Annotated in this window: 18 protein-coding genes and 1 tRNA gene; 7 read left to right on the top strand and 12 right to left on the bottom strand. The window is 52.4% G+C overall.

Annotated elements, in window-relative coordinates:
* Window positions 1–22 precede the first annotated feature (22 nt).
* The 3 genes from rcsB to QMZ30_RS03660 are packed head-to-tail and all read right to left on the bottom strand — an operon-like array spanning window position 23 to window position 4,510.
* Complete coding sequence (gene rcsB, locus QMZ30_RS03670) at window positions 23–673, bottom strand: response regulator transcription factor RcsB (RefSeq protein ID WP_039328341.1); 651 nt, start codon at window positions 671–673, stop codon at window positions 23–25.
* A 1-nt stretch (window position 674) separates the two neighbouring features.
* The gene (gene rcsD / locus QMZ30_RS03665) at window positions 675–3,332 is read right to left on the bottom strand and encodes a phosphotransferase RcsD (RefSeq protein WP_283226623.1); all 2,658 of its coding nucleotides are present in this window, start codon (window positions 3,330–3,332) and stop codon (window positions 675–677) included.
* 23 nt (window positions 3,333–3,355) lie between these two features.
* On the bottom strand, window positions 3,356–4,510 hold the full coding sequence (locus tag QMZ30_RS03660; RefSeq protein WP_283226448.1) for an MFS transporter: 1,155 nt from the start codon (window positions 4,508–4,510) through the stop codon (window positions 3,356–3,358).
* 917 nt (window positions 4,511–5,427) lie between these two features.
* Between QMZ30_RS03660 and ompC the strand changes: the two genes are divergently transcribed.
* Window positions 5,428–6,528, top strand: a complete 1,101-nt coding sequence (ompC, locus tag QMZ30_RS03655; protein WP_283226447.1) for a porin OmpC — start codon at window positions 5,428–5,430, stop codon at window positions 6,526–6,528.
* Between the two features lie 56 nt (window positions 6,529–6,584).
* Here the strand turns inward: ompC and QMZ30_RS03650 are convergent, their stop codons facing one another.
* Complete coding sequence (locus tag QMZ30_RS03650) at window positions 6,585–7,145, bottom strand: TetR/AcrR family transcriptional regulator (protein WP_283226446.1); 561 nt, start codon at window positions 7,143–7,145, stop codon at window positions 6,585–6,587.
* 93 nt (window positions 7,146–7,238) lie between these two features.
* On the opposite strand from QMZ30_RS03650, the gene QMZ30_RS03645 reads away from it, so the two are divergent.
* On the top strand, window positions 7,239–7,694 hold the full coding sequence (locus tag QMZ30_RS03645; RefSeq protein ID WP_283226445.1) for a nuclear transport factor 2 family protein: 456 nt from the start codon (window positions 7,239–7,241) through the stop codon (window positions 7,692–7,694).
* 3 nt (window positions 7,695–7,697) lie between these two features.
* Here the strand turns inward: QMZ30_RS03645 and QMZ30_RS03640 are convergent, their stop codons facing one another.
* Window positions 7,698–7,850: a hypothetical protein gene (locus QMZ30_RS03640; RefSeq protein WP_283226444.1), complete on the bottom strand. Its 153-nt coding sequence runs from the start codon at window positions 7,848–7,850 to the stop codon at window positions 7,698–7,700.
* Between the two features lie 404 nt (window positions 7,851–8,254).
* Here QMZ30_RS03640 and apbE point away from each other — a divergent pair, with 404 nt between their 5' ends.
* The 3 genes from apbE (at window position 8,255) to QMZ30_RS03625 (ending at window position 11,687) form a co-directional block, all read left to right on the top strand.
* Window positions 8,255–9,292, top strand: a complete 1,038-nt coding sequence (gene apbE / locus QMZ30_RS03635) for an FAD:protein FMN transferase ApbE (protein ID WP_283226443.1) — start codon at window positions 8,255–8,257, stop codon at window positions 9,290–9,292.
* 15 nt (window positions 9,293–9,307) lie between these two features.
* Window positions 9,308–9,964: a DNA oxidative demethylase AlkB gene (gene alkB, locus QMZ30_RS03630; protein ID WP_283226442.1), complete on the top strand. Its 657-nt coding sequence runs from the start codon at window positions 9,308–9,310 to the stop codon at window positions 9,962–9,964.
* 70 nt (window positions 9,965–10,034) lie between these two features.
* On the top strand, window positions 10,035–11,687 hold the full coding sequence (locus QMZ30_RS03625; protein WP_283226441.1) for a multidrug ABC transporter permease/ATP-binding protein: 1,653 nt from the start codon (window positions 10,035–10,037) through the stop codon (window positions 11,685–11,687).
* 136 nt (window positions 11,688–11,823) lie between these two features.
* On the opposite strand, the gene QMZ30_RS03620 is transcribed toward QMZ30_RS03625, so the two are convergent.
* Both QMZ30_RS03620 and QMZ30_RS03615 read right to left on the bottom strand, forming a co-directional pair.
* A complete protein-coding gene (locus QMZ30_RS03620; RefSeq protein WP_283226440.1) occupies window positions 11,824–12,567 on the bottom strand; it encodes a 4'-phosphopantetheinyl transferase family protein in 744 nt (247 codons plus the stop codon).
* A 77-nt stretch (window positions 12,568–12,644) separates the two neighbouring features.
* On the bottom strand, window positions 12,645–12,848 hold the full coding sequence (locus QMZ30_RS03615) for a hypothetical protein (RefSeq protein ID WP_039328329.1): 204 nt from the start codon (window positions 12,846–12,848) through the stop codon (window positions 12,645–12,647).
* A 210-nt stretch (window positions 12,849–13,058) separates the two neighbouring features.
* Here QMZ30_RS03615 and QMZ30_RS03610 point away from each other — a divergent pair, with 210 nt between their 5' ends.
* Entirely contained in the window at window positions 13,059–13,610 is a 552-nt protein-coding gene (locus QMZ30_RS03610) for a GNAT family N-acetyltransferase (RefSeq protein ID WP_283226439.1), read from the top strand.
* A gap of 67 nt (window positions 13,611–13,677) precedes the next feature.
* On the opposite strand, the gene QMZ30_RS03605 is transcribed toward QMZ30_RS03610, so the two are convergent.
* The 3 genes from QMZ30_RS03605 to QMZ30_RS03595 form a co-directional block, all read right to left on the bottom strand.
* Window positions 13,678–13,754, bottom strand: a tRNA-Pro gene (locus QMZ30_RS03605).
* A 72-nt stretch (window positions 13,755–13,826) separates the two neighbouring features.
* A complete protein-coding gene (gene yejM, locus QMZ30_RS03600) occupies window positions 13,827–15,581 on the bottom strand; it encodes an LPS biosynthesis-modulating metalloenzyme YejM (RefSeq protein ID WP_283226438.1) in 1,755 nt (584 codons plus the stop codon).
* Between the two features lie 22 nt (window positions 15,582–15,603).
* The gene (locus QMZ30_RS03595; RefSeq protein ID WP_034824987.1) at window positions 15,604–15,831 is read right to left on the bottom strand and encodes a YejL family protein; all 228 of its coding nucleotides are present in this window, start codon (window positions 15,829–15,831) and stop codon (window positions 15,604–15,606) included.
* Window positions 15,832–15,989: 158 nt separating this feature from the next.
* Here QMZ30_RS03595 and yejK point away from each other — a divergent pair, with 158 nt between their 5' ends.
* Window positions 15,990–16,994, top strand: coding sequence for a nucleoid-associated protein YejK (gene yejK, locus QMZ30_RS03590; protein WP_058969192.1), 1,005 nt, complete (start codon window positions 15,990–15,992; stop codon window positions 16,992–16,994).
* Between the two features lie 57 nt (window positions 16,995–17,051).
* Here yejK and rplY read toward each other — a convergent pair whose 3' ends face one another.
* A complete protein-coding gene (rplY, locus tag QMZ30_RS03585) occupies window positions 17,052–17,336 on the bottom strand; it encodes a 50S ribosomal protein L25 (RefSeq protein ID WP_039333718.1) in 285 nt (94 codons plus the stop codon).
* A 130-nt stretch (window positions 17,337–17,466) separates the two neighbouring features.
* Window positions 17,467–19,221 carry a DNA repair helicase RadD gene (radD, locus tag QMZ30_RS03580; protein ID WP_283226437.1) on the bottom strand — a complete coding sequence of 585 codons (1,755 nt, stop codon included), beginning with the start codon at window positions 19,219–19,221 and terminating at the stop codon, window positions 17,467–17,469.
* Window positions 19,222–19,277 lie beyond the last annotated feature (56 nt).

Genomic DNA, 19,277 nt, shown 5'->3' with positions numbered 1-19,277 from the left:
CACCGAAGTGCGCCTGCTGCGATTAGTCTTTGTCGATCTGGGTGGCACTAACAGACGAGAGGTAGTTCAGCAGCGCGATATCGTTATCCACGCCCAGTTTCATCATCGCTGATTTCTTCTGGCTACTGATGGTTTTGATACTGCGGTTGAGCTTTTTGGCAATCTCAGTCACGAGGAAGCCTTCTGAGAACAGACGCAGTACTTCACTCTCTTTCGGTGACAGGCGTTTGTCTCCGTAACCACCGGCACTGATCTTCTCCAGCAGTTTTGCCACGCTTTCCGGCGTATATTTCTTGCCTTTCTGCAGGGCCGCCAACGCTTTTGGCAGATCGGTAGGCGCGCCTTGTTTCAGCACGATCCCTTCGATATCCAAATCCAACACGGCACTCAGGATCGCTGGGTTATTGTTCATGGTCAGAACGATAATTGAGAGATCCGGATAGTGACGTTTAATGTATTTAATCAGGGTGATGCCATCACCGTACTTCTCGCCAGGCATGGAGAGATCGGTGATTAACACGTTCGCATCGAGTTTGGACAAGCTGTTGATCAGTGCTGTTGAGTCTTCGAACTCACCTACAACGTTGACCCATTCGATCTGTTCCAGAGATTTACGGATACCGAACAGAACGATCGGATGGTCATCGGCAATAATTACGTTCAAGTTATTCATCTTATTGGTTACCTTGCTGCAGCAGTTGGTTGACGTACGCGTCAATTTCACTGGTGGTATTTTTAATGGTTAAATCGTCACATGCTTTTATGTGTTGTTCTAACGCTTCACATAGCAGTTTACCTGGTACCAGATTTAACATGGCAAATACGCCTTTCAGGCGATGTGCTGTCTGAGCAAGCGAGGGATAATCCTTTTCCGCGGCTTCAGTATACAGTCTCTTCACATCAGGCGGTACTGTCTCGGTAAACAGCTGGAAATAGCCGCCGCTTAATAGCGGGGTGGCAGCTTCATCTTCGCTACTCTCCTCTATCAAATCATGCGCCATTTGTTTCTCAATCAGCGCGAGCAACGCATCGAGTAGCGCATTGCTCAGGTTGAAGTTGACCCGAATTTGCTGCTCGTTGAGAACGCGATATCCCATTTCGTCATCGGCCAGCAGTAATGACCAGCCGCTCAGGCGTGTTGGGTCATCGGTGACCAGCACGTCATGTTCCTGCCCTGACAGACGTTCGTCAGAGGTCAGGCAATTTGCTCCCCAGTTTTCCAGATGGCGGCAAACAATTTTGTGAACGTCTTCAACCGCGATATCGACCAGTGCAGTGACACCTTCCAGCAGCTTCTCTTCCTGCTCGCCTTGCTGTTCCAGCGCCAGCGGCAATTGAATGTTGTAGCGCGAACCGATATCGGGTTTGGCAATGATCTCAAGCTGCCCACCCATTTGCTTACACAGCTGCTTGCACAGGAAGAATGCCATGCCTGAGGCCTGGCCAAAGCGGTCCTGCGTGGTTTCGCCCAGGTAAGGGAAATCGACATTCGCCAGTTCATCCACACTCAGTCCGGAGCCGGTGTCGACTAATTGCAGCAGTACGCTGTTCGGCTTGCTTTCACTGGCTTTGATTTCCAGCGTAATCTTGCCCCATTGCGTGGTCGTCAGAGCATAGTGCATCAACGTGGTCAGCACCTTACGCAGCGCGCGGCGATCGCCAAAACGCATCTCGTCGCTGGCAAGGTGATTATTCATCACCAGTGACAGCCCTTTGCGGCGCATCAATGGCAGACTTTCTAAGGCGATTTCGTCCAGCAGCTCTTGCAAGTTGAACACGCTGGCATCCGGTGACCAGTCGTGTGCTTCCAGGCGGTTGAGCAAGACAATGTCATCCACTAATCGTGCCAGACCCTGACTTTCATCGAGCAGATCCAGCACTGTTTCATCATCATCACGCTGACTAAGCTGCACTAACTGCGCCACCATGCTCTCAAGCGGGCGATTCAACGCGTGACCCAAATTTTGCATCAACTGCTGGCGCATCTGATGATTACGATCTAACACCTGCTGCGCTTTTTGCAGCTTTTTATTGACCAGTAATTCACGATCCTGATCGCGCATCATGAACAGTTGCGTATGGGCGGACAGCACGCTGCGCGCGTGGCGAATCTCATACACTTCATTGTTAATGGTCGCCTGCAATACGCCCTGATGTTGATCGGACATATTGATGATTTTTTGCAGATTCAGGTGCGGTAACAGGTGTTCGGCAATCTTGTTACTCAATAGCGTACGGTTGGTGGCGAAGTCATATACCAGCAGGCCAACCGGCAAACTGGCCACGATCTCTTCATTTAACATCCGCAGCGAGTCAAGTTCCGCACTCTGGTTCTCATTCGGGCGCAGCGATTGCTGGCGTAACAGGGTGATGCCGGCAATCGAGAGCAGGAACAGCACCAGGTTAATCAACAGTGGCCACATCAGGTTGTGCAGGGTATCCAGCGCCAGACTGGTCAGCGGCACACGATAAACCAGCTGCAGCGAGGTGCTTGGCAATGATGCAGCAATTTCAAGATTAGGATTCGCCAGCGTGACATGTGTGCTTTCGCTGCTGGCATCATCACTACTGGTGCTGGTTGTCTGCGTCGCATCCTGAATCAGCTGGAAATTCTCCAGCGGCATGCTGTGTGGGATCAGATCGTTGATGGGTAAATCAAATGCCACCACGGTCGCTAAGTGACCCGGCTGATTGAAGGTGGTGCGCAGCGTAAAGTAGTGATCGTTCTGCCAGGCAAAATGTCGCAGTGGCGAAAAGCTTTCGCGTTCATCCAGTGCATTCGCCTGCTGCAGCATTTCGGCACGGCGGCTATCGACCAGCGTATTAATCGCGCTCTCTTTATAGCGTGTTGCCATGTCTTTCAGCGGCAGCGTGGAGATCATGATCAGACTATTGTCCTGACCATTGAGAAAATACATCGACCAGGTGGGATTCTCAGCGCCCCACAGCGTATCGAGATAGTTGGACATACGCATGGTCATGTCCAGTGTGCTGCTGTCGTGTGAACCAAAGATCAACGCTTCCGTTTTACGGCGCGTCTTTTCCAGGTAGTAGACATCCGGGCGTAGTCGGGTTTCCTGCAGATTACTGTTCGGGGTAGAACCGGCGGCAGTCGTCGCGAGATTTTCATAAATCTGCCAGGTGGCAAAACGAGAAGCATCAATGCGCTTCTGAATGGCGCGCGCTAAGTCGGTCATCGCATAGCGCTTCTCGGTTATCCAGGCATTGACGCTGTTGTGCACCATCGCGCCCAGCGCCAAAAAAAGCACCAGGTTAAACACCACGAAGAAGCGGGTGACGTTACCGGAGGTCAAAGGAAATTTATAAGGCAGCATAGTGTCTCAGGATCCTGCGATTAGCGCGCCACCAGGCGAGCACTGGCGGCAACGGCCAGTAGCAGTAGGGCGATAAACAAAAATGCGCCACTCAAACTGAGCCACTGGGAAATAAATCCGATTAAAGCCGGACCTGAAAGAATACCTGCATAGCCTAAGGTTGTCATGGCAGAAATCGCCCGATTCGACGGCATATCATGTTGATTCCCCGCCGCATTGAACAGCATCGGCACAGTGTTTGCCAGACCGAAGCCGACTAACAGGAAAGCCAGCAAGGCAACCTGTGGCCAGGGAAGTAATACCGCCAGCGTCATCCCTGCTGCGGCTGCCAGTGCGCCCGTCAACATCACCGGATAACGACCAAAGCGCTGGATGACTTTATCCCCTGTCAGACGGCCCAGCGTCATCGCAATGGAGAAGATGGCGTAGCCCAATCCCGCATGCGCCACACTCATTTCCGGGCTTTGCAATAGCAGCAGGGCACTCCAGTCGAGCACCGCCCCTTCCGCGAGGAACAGGATGAAACACTGTAGGCCGAGGAAAGCGACCCAGCCACGCGGGATCACCAGCCAGGGTTGATCAGGTTGATGCAGGCGTTCTGTCATTAGAGTCGGCAGGCAGATAAAGAGTAGCGCGACGATCAATATCATCACCACCGCCACCGCCTGCAATGGCGTCAATCCACTGCTCAGCAGCAAACTCACGCTTCCCGCTCCGATAATCCCGCCGAGGCTGAAAAAACCATGAAAACCCGACATCATCGGTTTGCGTGCCGCTTTTTCTACTTCTACCGCTTGCACGTTCATCGCGACGTCCAGCATGCCCAGTCCGGCACCAAAGATCATCAGGGTGGCGGCCATTAGCCATATCTGATTAAGAATGGCGAGCAGCGGCAATATGGCCAGCACCACCAATGTGGAACTTAGCATGACACTTCGGCCACCAAAGCGCGCAATCAGTGCGCCCGTCACCGGCATCGCGGCGAGCGAACCAATGCCAAGGCACAACAGTAAGCCACCGAGTGATGCACCACTCAGCGCCAGGCGCTGGCTGGCAAACGGCACCAGGGGGGCCCACGCGGACATGCTTAACCCGGCGATCAGGAAAACGATGCGTGTACCCAGATTGACTCGTTGATGCAAATTGTTGTGCTGTGCGGCGTCCAGTGCTGTCATAAAAAGTGGTTTTATCTTTAACTGTTAGAGCGACGAAGTTTAGCACTAAAGCGGGCGTCACACCTCAGATCTGGGGCGGTCTGGCCGCAGCCGTTATCGTCAGAAACAGGCATATTACCGATATTTTGCCTGACGTTATGCTTTTCCAGAACTTTCCTGGCAAGACTCGAGCATCGGGTGAGTGACTTAAGTTAAATTCTTTCCTCTGCGACATGCCCGCCAGAAGCAATAATCTTGAATTAAAGAATGGTCACAAATGCACCAGAACTTCTTACTTAAACGACTGAATAACGTGAGAGAATCATCGCAGGATTATTAACCTCTTAGGCCGGGTAATATTTAAGCGATCTTTGTTGCGTGGAAAAATTAACATTGCGGTTTTATTGCTAACTATTTAACAAAAAGTGCTAAAATTAACAAATAATGTCTAATGTATGAGGTCTTAATTTAAGGCAGTAAACTATCTTTACGTGGTATTAATTTTGGGCGCAGAATGGCAGACAAAAAAAAGCCGGACAATGATGTCCGGCGGGAATTAGGGTAAAACAACTCATTCGGGGTGAATGAAGATAATAATGAAATAAATGATGATAGCGGGAGTAATTGTATGCGCTGAGTGGCCATTTGTTTTATCATTCAGTGCGGAGGGTTATGTGTATTTAAGATTTTGTTTTTAAATGATAAAAAATTGGTTTATCAATGTGTGCTCTATTTTTTGTTGATCTGTGCTGCTTATAAGTTCCCCGTTATTTACATTTAGAAATAACTATTAAATACAATGAAACACTTTTGGAAATTTAGTATCATTTTCGTGATAGATTATTGCTCCGTATAAAATAACAATGGCTTGCCGGCTGAGTTTTTAATCGTTCAGTTCGCAGTGGCATAAATAAAGGCACATTACAGAGGGTAATAAAATGAAACGTCGCGTTATCTCCCTGATGATCCCTGCATTGCTGGTTGCAGGATCAGCAAGCGCAGCTGAAATTTATAACAAAGATGGCAACAAATTAGACCTCTACGGCAAAGTTGATGGTCTGCACTATTTCTCTGACAACTCTGGCTCAGATGGTGACCAGTCCTACCTGCGTTTTGGTTTCAAAGGCGAAACTCAGGTTTCTGATCAAATCACTGGCTATGGCCAGTGGGAATACCAGGCAGCCCTGAACACCTCTGAAGCTGAAGGCACCGCCAACAGCTTTACCCGTGTCGGTTTTGCTGGTGTGAAATTCGGTGATGCTGGATCCTTCGACTACGGCCGTAACTACGGCGTAATTTATGACGTTGCAGGCTGGACTGACGTACTGCCAGAGTTTGGTGGTGATACTTACGGCGCGGATCAGTTCATGTTCCAGCGCGGTAACGGCATGGCGACCTACCGTAACTCCAACTTCTTTGGTCTGGTGGACGGCTGGAACTTTGCAGTGCAGTACCAGGGCAAAAATGACAACCCAACCGAATCTTCTACCGGCCGTGACGTGCTGGGTGAGAACGGTGATGGTTACGGCCTGAGCACCACTTATGATCTGGGTGCGGGCTTTGGTATTGGTGCGGCGATGTTCCAGTCCGACCGTACTAACAACCAGAACACCGGCGCTATCCTGGGACGTGGTGATAAAGCGGCAGCCTACACCGGCGGCCTGAAATATGACGCCAACAATATCTACCTGGCGGCAATGTACACCCGTACCAATAACGCAACTCGCTTCGGCTCAAGCAGTGCCACCTCTTACGGCTACGCTGATACCGCTGATAACTGGGAATTGGTTGCTCAGTACCAGTTCGACTTCGGTCTGCGTCCATCCCTGGCGTTCATCTCTTCTCGCGGCAACGTAGAGAACTATGGCGATCAGAACCTGAAAAAATATGTTGATGTGGGCGCAACCTACTACTTCAACAAAAACATGTCGACCTATGTTGATTACCAGATCAACCTGCTGGACGACAACAACTTCACCAATGCGGCTGGCATCAACACTGACGACATTGTGGCGCTGGGTCTGGTTTACCAGTTCTAATACCGACTCTGTAGCAGCGCACTTCGGTGCGCTCTTCGGCGGCCCAAGGGCCGCCGCTACGCTGAACCAAGCAAATGCGCCAAAGCCTCTTTTAATACCCCAACAATCGTTGCCGCATCTTCTCCAATCTGCACCTGAACGATAGCCCCTTCGATCAGCAGCACAATCTGCGCGGTTTTCCACTGCTGCTCAGCCGTCAGCCTCTCTGCAATTGCCTGCGCCATGTCTTGTTTATGCTGACGAATCAGCATGCTGGCTTCTTCGAGCGAATTCCCCAACTCTGCTGCCGTATTAATAAAGGCGCAGCCACGGTAATCAGCATCATTAAACCAACTCAGTAAGGTCGCGGGCAGGGCGCTAACCAGGTCGCTATCCTGCGCCAGAGACGTTCTAAATGCTGACATCCAGCGCTGATGACGTAACTGCAAAAACGCCACAATGAGCGCATTCTTCGCCGGGAAGTGGCGATAAAAAGTCACTTTCGTCACCCCAGCTGCGGCAATCACCTTATCCACACCGGTGGCACGGATGCCATGTTGATAAAACAATTGCTGAGCGCTGAGAAGAATGCGTTCACTGGCAGTGGCGCTGGCATCAAGTTCTAACGGAGCAAGCATATAAATTTTCCGATCTTACAGGTAGACAGAATTGTCTACATACGGCAGGATGAATCAAGTAGACAGACCTGTCTACATGCAGAGGAGAAAATCATGCTGGTGCCCCCATTCAATCAACAAACTGCGCTGCAGAAAGTGCGTATGGCGGAAGACGCCTGGAACAGCTGCGATGCACAGCGTGTGTCGCAGGTTTACAGTGAAGATACGCGGTGGCGTAACCGCAGCGAATTCGTTAACGGTCGCGCTGAAGTCGTGACATTTCTGCAGCGAAAGTGGGCGAAAGAGTTAGAGTATCGCCTGATCAAAGAGTTGTGGGCGTGGCATGAAGACAAACTGGCGGTGCGCTTTGCCTATGAATGGCACGATGACAGCGGCAACTGGTTCCGCAGTTACGGCAACGAGAATTGGCATTTTGGAGCAGACGGTTTGATGATTCAGCGTTTCGCCTGCATTAATGATCTACCGATCAAGCCAGAGCAACGTCTGTTTAATTGGCCTGTGGGAAGGCGCCCGGAGGATCATCCGGGCTTGAGTGATTTGGGGTTGTAGGCGTTACTGCATCGATCGCCATTTCTTTGCTTTGGGCGCGGCTTGCGCCGGCATGCTGAGCGCCGGCGCGCTACCTTCCATCGCTACGCCTGCTAGCGTAAACGCTGAGAAACGCAGCCATTGCTGCCAGGTCTTTTCTGTTTTGCTCTTTTCCATTCTGCACCTCGCTGATGTTCAACCCAGTGTCAACAGTGCAGAATTCATGCCAGATCACCGCTCTCAGCGCCACGCGGCTCTTCGCGAGTTTGCTATAGTGCGCCAGCGCTGACGCGGTGCAGAATGATAGTTAGTGGTGCAAAAATTTAACGCCGACGGGAGGGGTAGTGTTGGATAAGGCGATGGCGATAAGTTTGCCAGCAGCGATAAGCCCCAAAAATAAACAGGCCGGCGGATACGGCAACAATCATATAAATCATCATCTGGCGTTCCTGTATTCGTTGTCGTGCGGGAACGACATATCCTGAGTCAGCGTTGGTTTAACATCAAGCAGCTTTAGCCTGTTTTACAAGTTGTTTATGCTTTGAAACAGGATGAATGAATGCGTTACAGATGAGGTGTAGATGTACTTTAAGAATATTCTGCTGATTAGTGCGTTAGCAGTTGGTCTGAGTGGCTGTGACCAATCGCCAACGCGCTCGGCAATGGTGCTGGAAGGTAAAACCATGGGCACGGTATGGCGTGTCAGTCTGGCAGACGTTGATCCCCAACGTAAAGACGCATTGCAGCAGGTTATTCAGCAGCAGTTAGATCAGGATGACCACGCGCTTTCAACATGGAAAAAAGATTCAGTGCTGTCGCGCTTTAACCAATATCAGGGCAGCAAACCCCAGCCGATCAGCGCCGATATGGCGGATATTGTGGTTGAAGCGTTGCGCATCGGGAAGAAGACCAGCGGCGCGATGGATATCACCGTTGGGCCGTTAGTGAATTTATGGGGCTTTGGGCCAGTAAAACAGCCCGCGCATACCCCAACGGATGCGGAGATTAACGCTGCCAAAGCGCAGACGGGCTTGCAACACCTGCACGTTATCCAGACGGTTGACGGGCAGTGGCTGCAAAAAGATCTGCCCGCGCTTTATGTGGATCTCTCGACCATGGGGGAAGGGTATGCCACCGATCACCTGGCCCGGCTGATGGAACAACAGGGCATCACCCATTATTTGGTCTCAGTGGGGGGGGCTGTACTCAGTCGCGGCATAAATGCCAGCAATCAGCCTTGGCGTGTGGCGATCCAGAAACCCACCGACCGGGAAAATGCGGTGGAAGCGCGTGTGGATTTGCAAGGGCACGGTATCAGCACCTCGGGGAGCTATCGCAACTATTATGAACTGGATGGAAAACGAATTTCGCACGTGATCGACCCCGCGACAGGGCGTCCAATCGACCATAAACTGGTCTCGGCAACGGTGATAGCCACCACCGCGCTGGAAGCCGACGGCTGGGATACTGGCTTAATGGTGCTGGGCACTGAACGCGCTAAAGCATTAGCTATAAAAGAGCATCTGGCGGTGTATCTCATCACCAAACAGGGCGAGGGGTTTACGCACTGGATGTCACCGCAATTTAAATCGTTCCTGATCGATCAGGAAGACAAGTAAGCCCGGGAGGCGCATATGTTGGATCTGTTTAGTGAAGAGGCTCCCTGGCAGGAGCCGCTGGCGGAAGGCGCGGTGATTTTGCGCCGCCGCGCACGCGATGAGGCCAATGCGCTTTTGGATGCAATTCATAGCATCGCTGAACAGAACCCGTTTGCCCATCGCATCACACCGGGTGGTCACCGTATGTCGGTGGCGATGACCAACTGCGGGTATTTAGGCTGGTCGAGCGATTCGCGCGGTTATCAATACACTGAGCAGGACAACAGCAGTGGTCACAAATGGCCGCCGATGCCTGCGCTGTTCCTTGAACTGGCACAGCAGACCGCGCGCGAGGCCGGTTTTGCCGGCTTTAACCCAGACGCCTGCCTGATCAATCGCTACGAACCCGGGGCAAAGCTGACATTGCATCAGGATAAAGATGAGAAGGACCTGCGCCAGCCGATCGTTTCCGTCTCATTAGGATTGCCCGCTGTCTTTCAGTTTGGTGGTTTCGAACGCGGTGATGCCACGCAACGTGTCCTGTTGGAACATGGTGATATCGTGGTGTGGGGCGGGCCTTCACGCTTGCGCTATCACGGTATTTTACCGCTTAAACCGGGCATTCATCCTGATGCGGGCGCCTTCCGTTACAACCTGACTTTCCGACGCGCCCATTATCCGGCCGTGGGGTGAGAATTATTCTTGCTATCAATTGATGCGCCATTAAACTGCAGGCTGCTTTATTGACCTCCGGAATCTGTTAATGGCATTGCTGCATGTGGTTTATCGCCAGTATCGCTGGCCTTTTATTGGTGTCATTCTTCTCACCCTGTTAAGTGCTGCACTGGGCATCGGGCTGATCGCCTATATCAATAACGAACTGATCGTCGCGGTGAATACCTCTATTGCGGTGTTGCCGAGCTTCCTTGGCCAGCTGTTTTTGCTCATGGCCGTCACACTGGGCTCGCAGCTGGCGCTGACCTTACTGGGGCATCATTTTGTCTGGCGTCTGCGTGGCGAATTCATCAAGCGTATTCTGGATACTCGTATCGAGCGTATTGAACAGATTGGCAATGCGCATTTGCTGGCCGGTCTCACCAGCGATGTCCGCGCAATCACCATCGCCTTTGTCCGGCTGCCTGAACTGATTCAGGGCATCATTATCACCTTGGGTTCTGCACTCTATATGGCGTGGCTTTCACCCAAAATGCTGATGATCACTTCGCTGTGGCTGGTGGTGACGCTGGTGGGCGGCTGGTTGCTGGTGTCGCGTGTTTATCAGCACATGGCTAAGCTGCGTGAAATTGAGGATGACCTGTACCGCGATTTCCAGACCATTATTGAAGGGCGTAAAGAACTGCAGCTTAACCGCGAACGTGCGCAGCTGATTTATGACACGGTTTATCAGGAAAATGCCAAGGGCTATCGCCACCATATTGTGCGTGCCGATACTTACCATCTGAGTGCGGTTAACTGGTCAAATATCATGATGCTGGGTGCGATCGGCATTGTGTTCTTTATGGCGAATGGGCTGGGCTGGGCGAACACGGCGGTCGCGGCAACCTACTCGTTAACCCTGTTGTTCTTACGCACTCCGTTGCTGGCGGCCGTTGGGGCCTTACCAACCCTGTTGAGCGCCCAGGTGGCGTACCGCAAAATTAATAGCTTCGACCTTGCGCCTTACGATGCTCAGTTCCAGTCGCTGCCGCAAACTCGTGACTGGCAAACTCTGGAAATGCGTGATGTCAGCTTCCATTATGGCGAGCACGGTTTCCAGGTGGGGCCGATTAATCTGACGTTGCGTCGGGGTGAGCTGGTGTTTCTGATTGGTGGTAACGGCAGCGGAAAATCGACGCTGGCCATGCTACTGACCGGCCTGTATCAGCCGCAGTCCGGCAGCCTGTTGCTGGATGGGAAAGAGGTGGATTGGCATAATCTTGATGCTTATCGCAAACATTTCTCGGCAGTGTTTACGGATGTGCATCTGTTTGATCGTCTTATCAGCCACGGTGGTCAGCCTGCCAATCCGGCGCTGGTGCAGCAATGGCTTGAACGCCTGAAGATGCAAGACAAACTGAAGTTGCAAGGGAATAAGGTACTTAATCTGCAACTGTCTAAAGGACAGAGTAAACGCCTGGCGCTACTGTTAGCGGCGGCAGAAGAGCGTGACATCTTGTTGCTTGACGAATGGGCCGCCGATCAGGACCCGCACTTCCGCCGCATCTTCTACCGTGAATTACTGCCGTGGTTGCAGGCGTCAGGCAAAACCGTGTTTGCTATCAGCCATGATGATCATTACTTCATTCATGCCGATCGTTTACTGGAGATGCGTGAAGGCCAGTTAAGCGAACTGACCGGCAACGAGCGCGAAATGGCAACACTGGATGCCGTCAAACGCACCGACACCGGCCATTAACGCCACGCGGGATAGCTTAGCGAAAAGCCTTATTGGGCAAAGTGTTGCCTGACAGGTAAGGTGAATTCCAACAGAGATTCCTAGTCTCTGTCTCCCTGGAACACTTCTGTCGTCTTGTGTTGTCACCGGCTCGGGTTTATTTCTGAGCCGGTTTTTTATTGTCTGGCAGTGGGTGGCTGACCAGCGTAATGATGCGATCATCACGCAGCCAGAACTGGGCATGAAGAGGGGTTTGCGCGGTAAAGTCTGCTGAGAAATCCTGCGTCAGGTGCAGCGTCGCCTGCGCTTGCGACATATCCAGATTAACCAACTCGGCTTGCAGGAACTCCATAGGCTGATGCAATTGCGGCCAGAGCGCTTTGTACAGGCTCTCTTTCATTGAAAACAGCAGGGTCGCGGCGACGGCAAAGGGCAGCGGCAGCGTTTCCAGCAATCTGCGCTCCTTGTCACTCATCAGTAAATCCACCGTCTCTAGCGCAGTTTGTTCCGCCATCACCTGTTCCACATCTACGCCAATGCACAGCGGTGCCTGCGTCACGGCGATAACTGCCATCTGCTGCGAGTGGGATAACGAAGCCTGGACACCTGCAGGCCAGACTGGGGATCGGTCGGGCGCATTGCGCAGCACAAAATCCGGCAGCGCAAAGCGTGCCAGCATCTGCTGTGCCAGCCAGCGGCTTGCCAGATGTTCTGCCTTGCGTTTGGTTACCGCACTCTCCAGGGATACCGGCAGCGGCAATTGCCATTGCTGATGCAGGTCTTTGTTCCATGCGAGCTGATCAAACTGACACCAAGCGATCGACACGTTGTCCGCCAGGATGGCAGCCGCGGTGATAAACGGGGGAGAGGGCAATGCGAGTGGATTTTCAGAAGCAAACATAAAACATCACAGCCGACGGAAAAACGTAGTTTTACCAGTCAGCTGCGAGGAGAGCAAGTCAAAGGGACTGCCGACTTTTAACGGTTTGGCGGAATCGACATGCCTTTGATCTGCACCACAAAGTGCTGATTGCCTTTCGTGATGCGCGCACCGCGCTCACACCACTGGGAGGCCAGACGGAAGAAATCGTCGCTGCCAATATCGTAAGCCAGTTCAACTTTATTGATACCTGAGTGCAGGAGTTCTTCCGCATCCTGCAGGTTTTTTGCCTTGATGACCATAATCATTGTCCATCTAAAAACAGGAAGGATAAGAGTAATTAAACTGTATGACAGTTTTGTTTCAATCAGGTGAAATGCTGTCATATTTGATGAGAAATGTGATCCCGCTTCGTTTTGGTTGCTTTCGTTGGGTGACTGATAAACATAAAAAAAGGTTTCCTTAAGTGCAATTTCCCGATATGACTGAAAGGGTTAACCAAGGAGGTCATAATGGAAATCACCCGTCTGGACACCGCCCGTCTTATTCTTCTGCCGCTGCAAAGCAGCGATGCCATACAGGTTCAACAGGTTTTCCCGCGCTGGGAAATCGTGCGTCATCTGGTGAATGCCATACCTTGGCCTTATCCTGCTGACGGGGCCAGTCGTTACATTGATGATATGGCCTTACCTGCGATGGCTGCGGGACAGGCCTGGCACTGGAGCCTACGTCATCGTTCGCAGCCGGATAATCTCATTGGCCTGATTTCGTTACGTTTGGGCGCGGAAGATAATCGCGGGTTTTGGCTGGTGCCTGAATGGCAAGGGCAGGGCTTAATGAGTGAAGCTTGCGAAACGGTGACCGCATTTTGGTTTGAACATTTACAGCAGCCACGTTTGCGCGTGCCTAAGGCGATGGATAATCATGCCTCACGCCGCATATCTGAACGCACCGGCATGCGTTTAGTCGATACCTATCGCAAAACCTTTGTTGAGGGCGAGCTGGAGGCAGGGACGTGGGAGTTAACGCGTGAAGAGTGGCTGGCACGCCAAACATCAGACTGAGATTGATAGAGTTGGTCAGGCTTAAGACAATAAAAAAGCAGCCATTAAGGCTGCTTTTTTGGGATTTTGGTCGGCACGAGAGGATTTGAACCTCCGACCCCGGACACCCCATGACCGTGCGCTACCAGGCTGCGCTACGTGCCGAACGTGAGGCAGTAGTCTACTGGTTCCACTACCGATTGCAATATGTGCAGGTTTTAACTGCCTCATATTTAATCAGTTTGCCGTGAAACGCTTCTCTTCCGTTAACACCTGCAACAGCAGAGCCAGTTGCGGCTTGTGATCTTTCAACGGTTTGCCTTGTGCGTCATAAGCGCTGTAGCTGCCGTTATTATTCAGCACCAACGTCACTGTTGGTGTGGTGACCACTAGCTTGCCATCTTCACTGCTCGCGACCCAATTGTGACTGCGCTGGGCCGCAAACAGATCTTCACCCTGTGAATAGTTCGCCGGGTTAGTGCGCACATGCAGCAGACGCTGCATCAGCGTGGTCATCACATCCTGCTGATCGGTCAGACGATCAATCGTCTGCGCAGGCGTATTCGGCCAGTGCACCACCAGCGGTACTTGTAGCGTTGCACGATTGCCAGGATTGTCATCATTGCCATTCAACGTCACCGCTCGCTGTGCCGTCACCACCACCACGGTATTTTTCAGCAAGTCGCGCTGTTGCAATGTTTGCAATACTGCGGCGATCTGCTCATCAATACCTGCAGCCTGGCGCAGGTAGCTGCGCTGGCGAACTTTGGCACTGTCACCATTTACCGTCACGCCGTTTAAGGCAATCCATGAGAACCACGGGGATCCATTGCCTTTCTGACCGTTCAGCCAGTTTTGCCACTGGTTAACGGTGCTGCTGTTTGGTTGGGTATCGGCATCCGGCAGGCTGTAATCGGCTAACAGGGCCTGGCGATACAGCGGTTGGCTGAAGCCATCAGACGAGAACAGCCCAAATTGGTAGCCTTGAGAGTTCAAGGCACTGAGCAGCGCCGAAGGCATTCGTGCCGCCAGTACGCCATCCATATAGCTGGACGAGATGCCATAGAACAAACCGAACAGGCCTTTTTCTGGCTGCAACCCGGCACTGTAATGCTGCGTGAATCGGACATTGTCACTGGCGAATTGATTCAGTGAAGGCAGCGATTTATCCAGGTTTTCATTGCTCAAACCATCCACTGTCAGCAACAGCAGGTTATGGCGTGTGCCACCATCGCGGAAGGTAATGTCACTGAGTGGGTACTGCACTGACAGCGCTTCAGGATCGCCTTGTTGTACCAGGCGGCGCTGATACTCTTGCGCATCCAGCAAGCCATGACGCTCCAGAAAGCGTCGTGCTGTCATGGGATAAGAGAGCGGCAGATTGGCACGCTGCATGGTGATCGGGCGATAGAAGTTCGCATCGGCCCAAATATACATCAAGTGGCTGGCAAAAAAGGCAGAAATAAACAGCGCAGCCAACGGCTTACCGAACGAGCGGCGATTAAGACTGCGCAGCTTCTGCCAGCTCCAGGTGGCGAACAACATCTCCACCAGGAAAATCAGCGGCACGCTAATAAACATCAGCTGCCAGTCACGCGCCATTTCACTCTGGTCGGGGTTGATGACCAACTCCCACACCACCGGATTAAGGTGCAGGTGGAAGCGGTTAAACACCGCGCTGTCGACCATGATCAACGTCAGCCCAGCGGTGGCGATAATCGCCGATAGCACCCTGAGCAAGCGTTGAGACATAACCAAAAAGGTCAGCGGGAAGATAACCAGCAGGTAACCGGCGAACACGATAAAGCTAAAGTGGCCAATCCAACTGGTGTACGCATAGATGCGACCCGCGAGCGAAGCGGGCCAGTCAGCGACCAACAGATAGCGGCTACCTAAAATCAGCGCAAAGATGATGTTAAAAAGCGCAAACCAGTGCCCCCAGCTAATCATCTGGGAGACTTTTTCGCGGTAGCGCTGCCGGTTGGTTACCATATTATGAAGTCAGATCTGCAATTTAATGGGCGTTGTCATCGCGTACGGAAGACTGCAACGCTTCCGCGAAAGATTTCGCCAGGCTACGGCGCTGCGCCGGAGAGACACTGGTGTTGATCAAGTTAGTTACCATGTTCCCTAAAACCATCAGGGAAAGGTCGGTTGGCGCTTTGTCTTTTTCAAGAATCTGCGCCATCTGCGCGAGAAGCTTCTCTACGCGCTCGTCGCTGTAACGGGATGATTGTGGCATATCGTCGACTAATCAAGTGTGAAAAGGCGGTATATTACCGTAACAACGCACTTTTTTCCGCAATTTTATCGCAAGCAGAACGATCAGTTTGTGCGCGCAGTTGAAAGCAGCGGCAGGCGGTGTTTGAATACGCGGCTGAGCCCAAAGGAGAGTCTACCATGAGTCTGGATATCGACCAGATTGCCCTGCATCAGTTAGTTAAACGTGATGAAAACCAGCTTGAACTGGTCCTGCGCGATACCTTGCTGCCGACGACCCGTGCGGTGGAAGAGATGGCGGAAGAGTTGCACCGGGTTTACAGCGCGAAGAGTAAAGCCTATGGCTTGTTCAACGAAGAGAGTGAGTTAGCCGATGCGCTGCGCAACTGCCGCAAAGGGGAAGATGACTTTCTGGCTTTCAGCCGCGCCGCGACCGGCCGTCTGCGTGACGAACTGGGCAAGTATCCGTTTGCCGAAAGTGGCGTGGTGCTGTTTTTACACTATCGCTATCTGGCGGTGGAGTATCTGCTGGTGGCGATGTTGAGCAGCCAGTCGAGCATGCGTGTGAACGAGCAGTTGGATATCAGCAGCACCCATTATCTCGACATCAATCACGCTGACATTGTGGCACGTATCGATCTCACTGAATGGGAAACCAATCCTGAATCGACGCGCTATCTGACTTTCCTGCGCGGCCGCGTGGGGCGCAAAGTGGCAGACTTCTTCATGGATTTCCTCGGCGCCAGTGTCGGTCTTGATACGAAAGCGCAAAACCGCGGTTTACTGCAGGCGGTGGATGATTACTGTGCGGAGTCGAATCTCGATAAAAACGAACGCCAGAATTATCGTCAGCAGGTATACAGCTACTGCAACGATCAATTGCAGGCGGGTGAAGAGATCGCGCTGGAGGATCTTTCCAGTGAACTTCCGCCATTAGGCGAGAAAACCTTCCAGGCCTTTACGCAGGAACAAGGTTACGAGTTGGAGGAACACTTCCCGGCGGATCGCAGCACACTGCGTCAGCTCACCAAATTTGCCGGAAGCGGCGGGGGGATGACCCTGAATTTTGATGCCATGCTGCTGGGTGAGCGCATTTTCTGGGATCCGGCTACCGATACCTTGACCATCAAAGGTACACCGCCGAATCTGCGCGATCAGTTGCAGCGTCGAACCGGCGGCAACTGAATTTTGGCATAAAAAAAACGCCGCATATGCGGCGTTCTCTTTTCAACTCGTTAGCGATTAAGCGCGAACGAAGTCGATGTGGTGCAGTTTTGGCTTGAACGGATGACGTTGCACCGCCTGAGCTTTAACTTTGATTTCTTTACCATCAACAACGATGGTCAGCACGTCGGTGTAGAACTCAGGCTTAGCCTGCAGGTTCATCACAACGTCGTGGTCCAGTTCGATAGCAACTGGTGCTTCGTTTCCGCCATAGATGATGGCTGGGAATTTATTTGCTACACGCAGACGGCGGCTCGCACCCTTACCCTGCTCTTTACGTACTTCAGCGTTGAAAGTGGTCATTCTTGTATCTCTTCAATAGTTCCTGCTACAGGCGACCCAGCAACAGGACGGTTATTCAAATGCTTTTACGGATGCAAAAGCGGGCGGGATTATAGCCATATTCAGAGGGCGGGGCAAATGATTCTGCCGCTTAACGCAATTCATTGGCACGGCGATAGCGGCCCTGATAATCAAACATCTTTTCGCGAATTTGCCAAAAATGGCCTTTGGCGCGCGCCACCACAAAATCGGGATGACGCAAAAGAGGTTGCAACGCGATGACATCGGCAGCGGTTTGCCAGCCCAACTCAACGCCTGGCGCGCGCTGATGTGGGCGCATAAACAATTGCTCAAAGGCTTTGCGTTGTGCTGGCGTTTGCAGACGAAAACGTTCGCTGACGCTGGTGCCATCCTCATCGAAATAGGTGGCTTTAAGCCATTCCCCTTTCTCGTCGCGGCCTTGTTCCAGCGTCATGCCACCACAGCGCAATACACGGGCATCTTTCAGTTTTAATGCTGCTTTAAGCATATCGTCGGGGTCCACCATAATGCGGTCACACTGATGGCAGCGCCGTGCGGCAATATCATTTTCTGCCCCACAATCCGGGCAGCTTTTAAAACGAAAACGGTAATCACATTGCTCACGGTTTCCCTCGTCATCCTCCAGCACCCCCTGACAGCGACGACCAAAATGTTCGATGATATGGCCATCCTCGGTGGTTTTTCCCCAGAAAGTGTTGGCGAATCCGCAGGAAGGGCAGAATACCTGTACCGGTTGATTGTCGCTGGCACCTTTTGGCGTGCCGACTTCAGGGGTGAAAAGGTCGTGCGGATTACCGGCATAATCCAGAATCAGGCAATCTGTTTTACCCGGTGACAGGCGCAGGCCGCGCCCAACAATTTGCTGGTAGAGGCTAACGGATTCGGTCGGGCGCAAAATGGCGATCAAATCCACGTGCGGCGCATCAAAACCGGTGGTCAGCACCGCGACATTCACCAGAAACTTCAGCTGCTGCGCTTTAAAAGCGTTAATAATTCGATCGCGCTCTTTCACCACCGTTTCTGCCGATACCAGCGCACTGTTTTCTGGCAGCAGCGACAGAATTTCGCGCGCATGTTCCACCGTCGCCGCGAATACCATCACCCCACGCCGATCCTCAGCGAATTCTACAATCTGGCGGATGATGTGCGGGGTGACACGGTTTTGTTGCTTCAACTCGCGATTGAGGTCGGCTTCACTGAATAAGCCATTATTTTGTGGGATCAGGCGGCTGAAATCGTACTGCACCACCGGCATATCCAGTCGTTCGGGAGGTACGAGGAAGCCGTGTTTGATCATATAGCGCAGCGGCAGTTCATAAATGCAGTCACGGAACAGTGCCTGCTGGTCGCCACGCACCATACCGTGGTAATGAAACTGATAAATCCAGCCTTTGCCGAGGCGGAAAGGGGTGGCAGTGAGACCGAGCAGGCGCAGTTGCGGATTGTGCTGGCGCAAGTGGGCAAAGAGTTGTTGGTACTGGCTCTCTTCATTGCCACTGATGCGGTGGCACTCATCGACGATCACCAGCGAAAAGGCGCTGTCAAAACGGTCAAGATTACGCGCCACCGATTGCACGCTGCCGAATACCACCTTGCTCTCGCTTTGCTTGCGCTGCAAACCAGCAGCGAAAATATCCGCTTCCAGACCGTAAGCCTGATATTTGCTGTGGTTTTGTTCGACTAACTCTTTGACGTGGGCCAACACCAGCACCCGACCGCGCGCCACGCGTGCCAGCTCAGCAATCACCAAACTTTTACCGGCGCCCGTCGGCAACACAATCACCGCTGGCGTAGGGTGACGGCGGAAGTGTTGCAGGGTGGCATCAACGGCTTCTTGCTGGTAAGGGCGCAGGGTGAAAGACATCGGGGCAAACTTTTTCTGGAACGGGGGCGTATTATGCCATGAAAGCATCTGAAACA

Source organism: Pantoea sp. EA-12 (assembly GCF_030053355.1).
Lineage (GTDB): Bacteria > Pseudomonadota > Gammaproteobacteria > Enterobacterales > Enterobacteriaceae > Pantoea > Pantoea vagans_C.
This window is presented reverse-complemented; position numbering and strand designations above follow the sequence as displayed.

Bases quoted from the DNA above. Each gene is read 5' to 3' on its own strand.
- QMZ30_RS03615 (WP_039328329.1), bottom strand. From the start codon at position 12,848: ATGGTCATCAAGGCAAAAAACCTGCAGGATGCGGAAGAACTCCTGCAC.
- rcsB (WP_039328341.1), bottom strand. From the start codon at position 673: ATGAATAACTTGAACGTAATTATTGCCGATGACCATCCGATCGTTCTG.
- QMZ30_RS03610 (WP_283226439.1), top strand. From the start codon at position 13,059: ATGGAAATCACCCGTCTGGACACCGCCCGTCTTATTCTTCTGCCGCTG.
- ompC (WP_283226447.1), top strand. From the start codon at position 5,428: ATGAAACGTCGCGTTATCTCCCTGATGATCCCTGCATTGCTGGTTGCA.
- yejM (WP_283226438.1), bottom strand. From the start codon at position 15,581: ATGGTAACCAACCGGCAGCGCTACCGCGAAAAAGTCTCCCAGATGATT.
- rplY (WP_039333718.1), bottom strand. From the start codon at position 17,336: ATGACCACTTTCAACGCTGAAGTACGTAAAGAGCAGGGTAAGGGTGCG.
- QMZ30_RS03625 (WP_283226441.1), top strand. From the start codon at position 10,035: ATGGCATTGCTGCATGTGGTTTATCGCCAGTATCGCTGGCCTTTTATT.
- yejK (WP_058969192.1), top strand. From the start codon at position 15,990: ATGAGTCTGGATATCGACCAGATTGCCCTGCATCAGTTAGTTAAACGT.
- QMZ30_RS03650 (WP_283226446.1), bottom strand. From the start codon at position 7,145: ATGCTTGCTCCGTTAGAACTTGATGCCAGCGCCACTGCCAGTGAACGC.
- QMZ30_RS03660 (WP_283226448.1), bottom strand. From the start codon at position 4,510: ATGACAGCACTGGACGCCGCACAGCACAACAATTTGCATCAACGAGTC.
- alkB (WP_283226442.1), top strand. From the start codon at position 9,308: ATGTTGGATCTGTTTAGTGAAGAGGCTCCCTGGCAGGAGCCGCTGGCG.
- radD (WP_283226437.1), bottom strand. From the start codon at position 19,221: ATGTCTTTCACCCTGCGCCCTTACCAGCAAGAAGCCGTTGATGCCACC.
- QMZ30_RS03645 (WP_283226445.1), top strand. From the start codon at position 7,239: ATGCTGGTGCCCCCATTCAATCAACAAACTGCGCTGCAGAAAGTGCGT.
- QMZ30_RS03620 (WP_283226440.1), bottom strand. From the start codon at position 12,567: ATGTTTGCTTCTGAAAATCCACTCGCATTGCCCTCTCCCCCGTTTATC.
- apbE (WP_283226443.1), top strand. From the start codon at position 8,255: ATGTACTTTAAGAATATTCTGCTGATTAGTGCGTTAGCAGTTGGTCTG.
- QMZ30_RS03595 (WP_034824987.1), bottom strand. From the start codon at position 15,831: ATGCCACAATCATCCCGTTACAGCGACGAGCGCGTAGAGAAGCTTCTC.
- QMZ30_RS03640 (WP_283226444.1), bottom strand. From the start codon at position 7,850: ATGGAAAAGAGCAAAACAGAAAAGACCTGGCAGCAATGGCTGCGTTTC.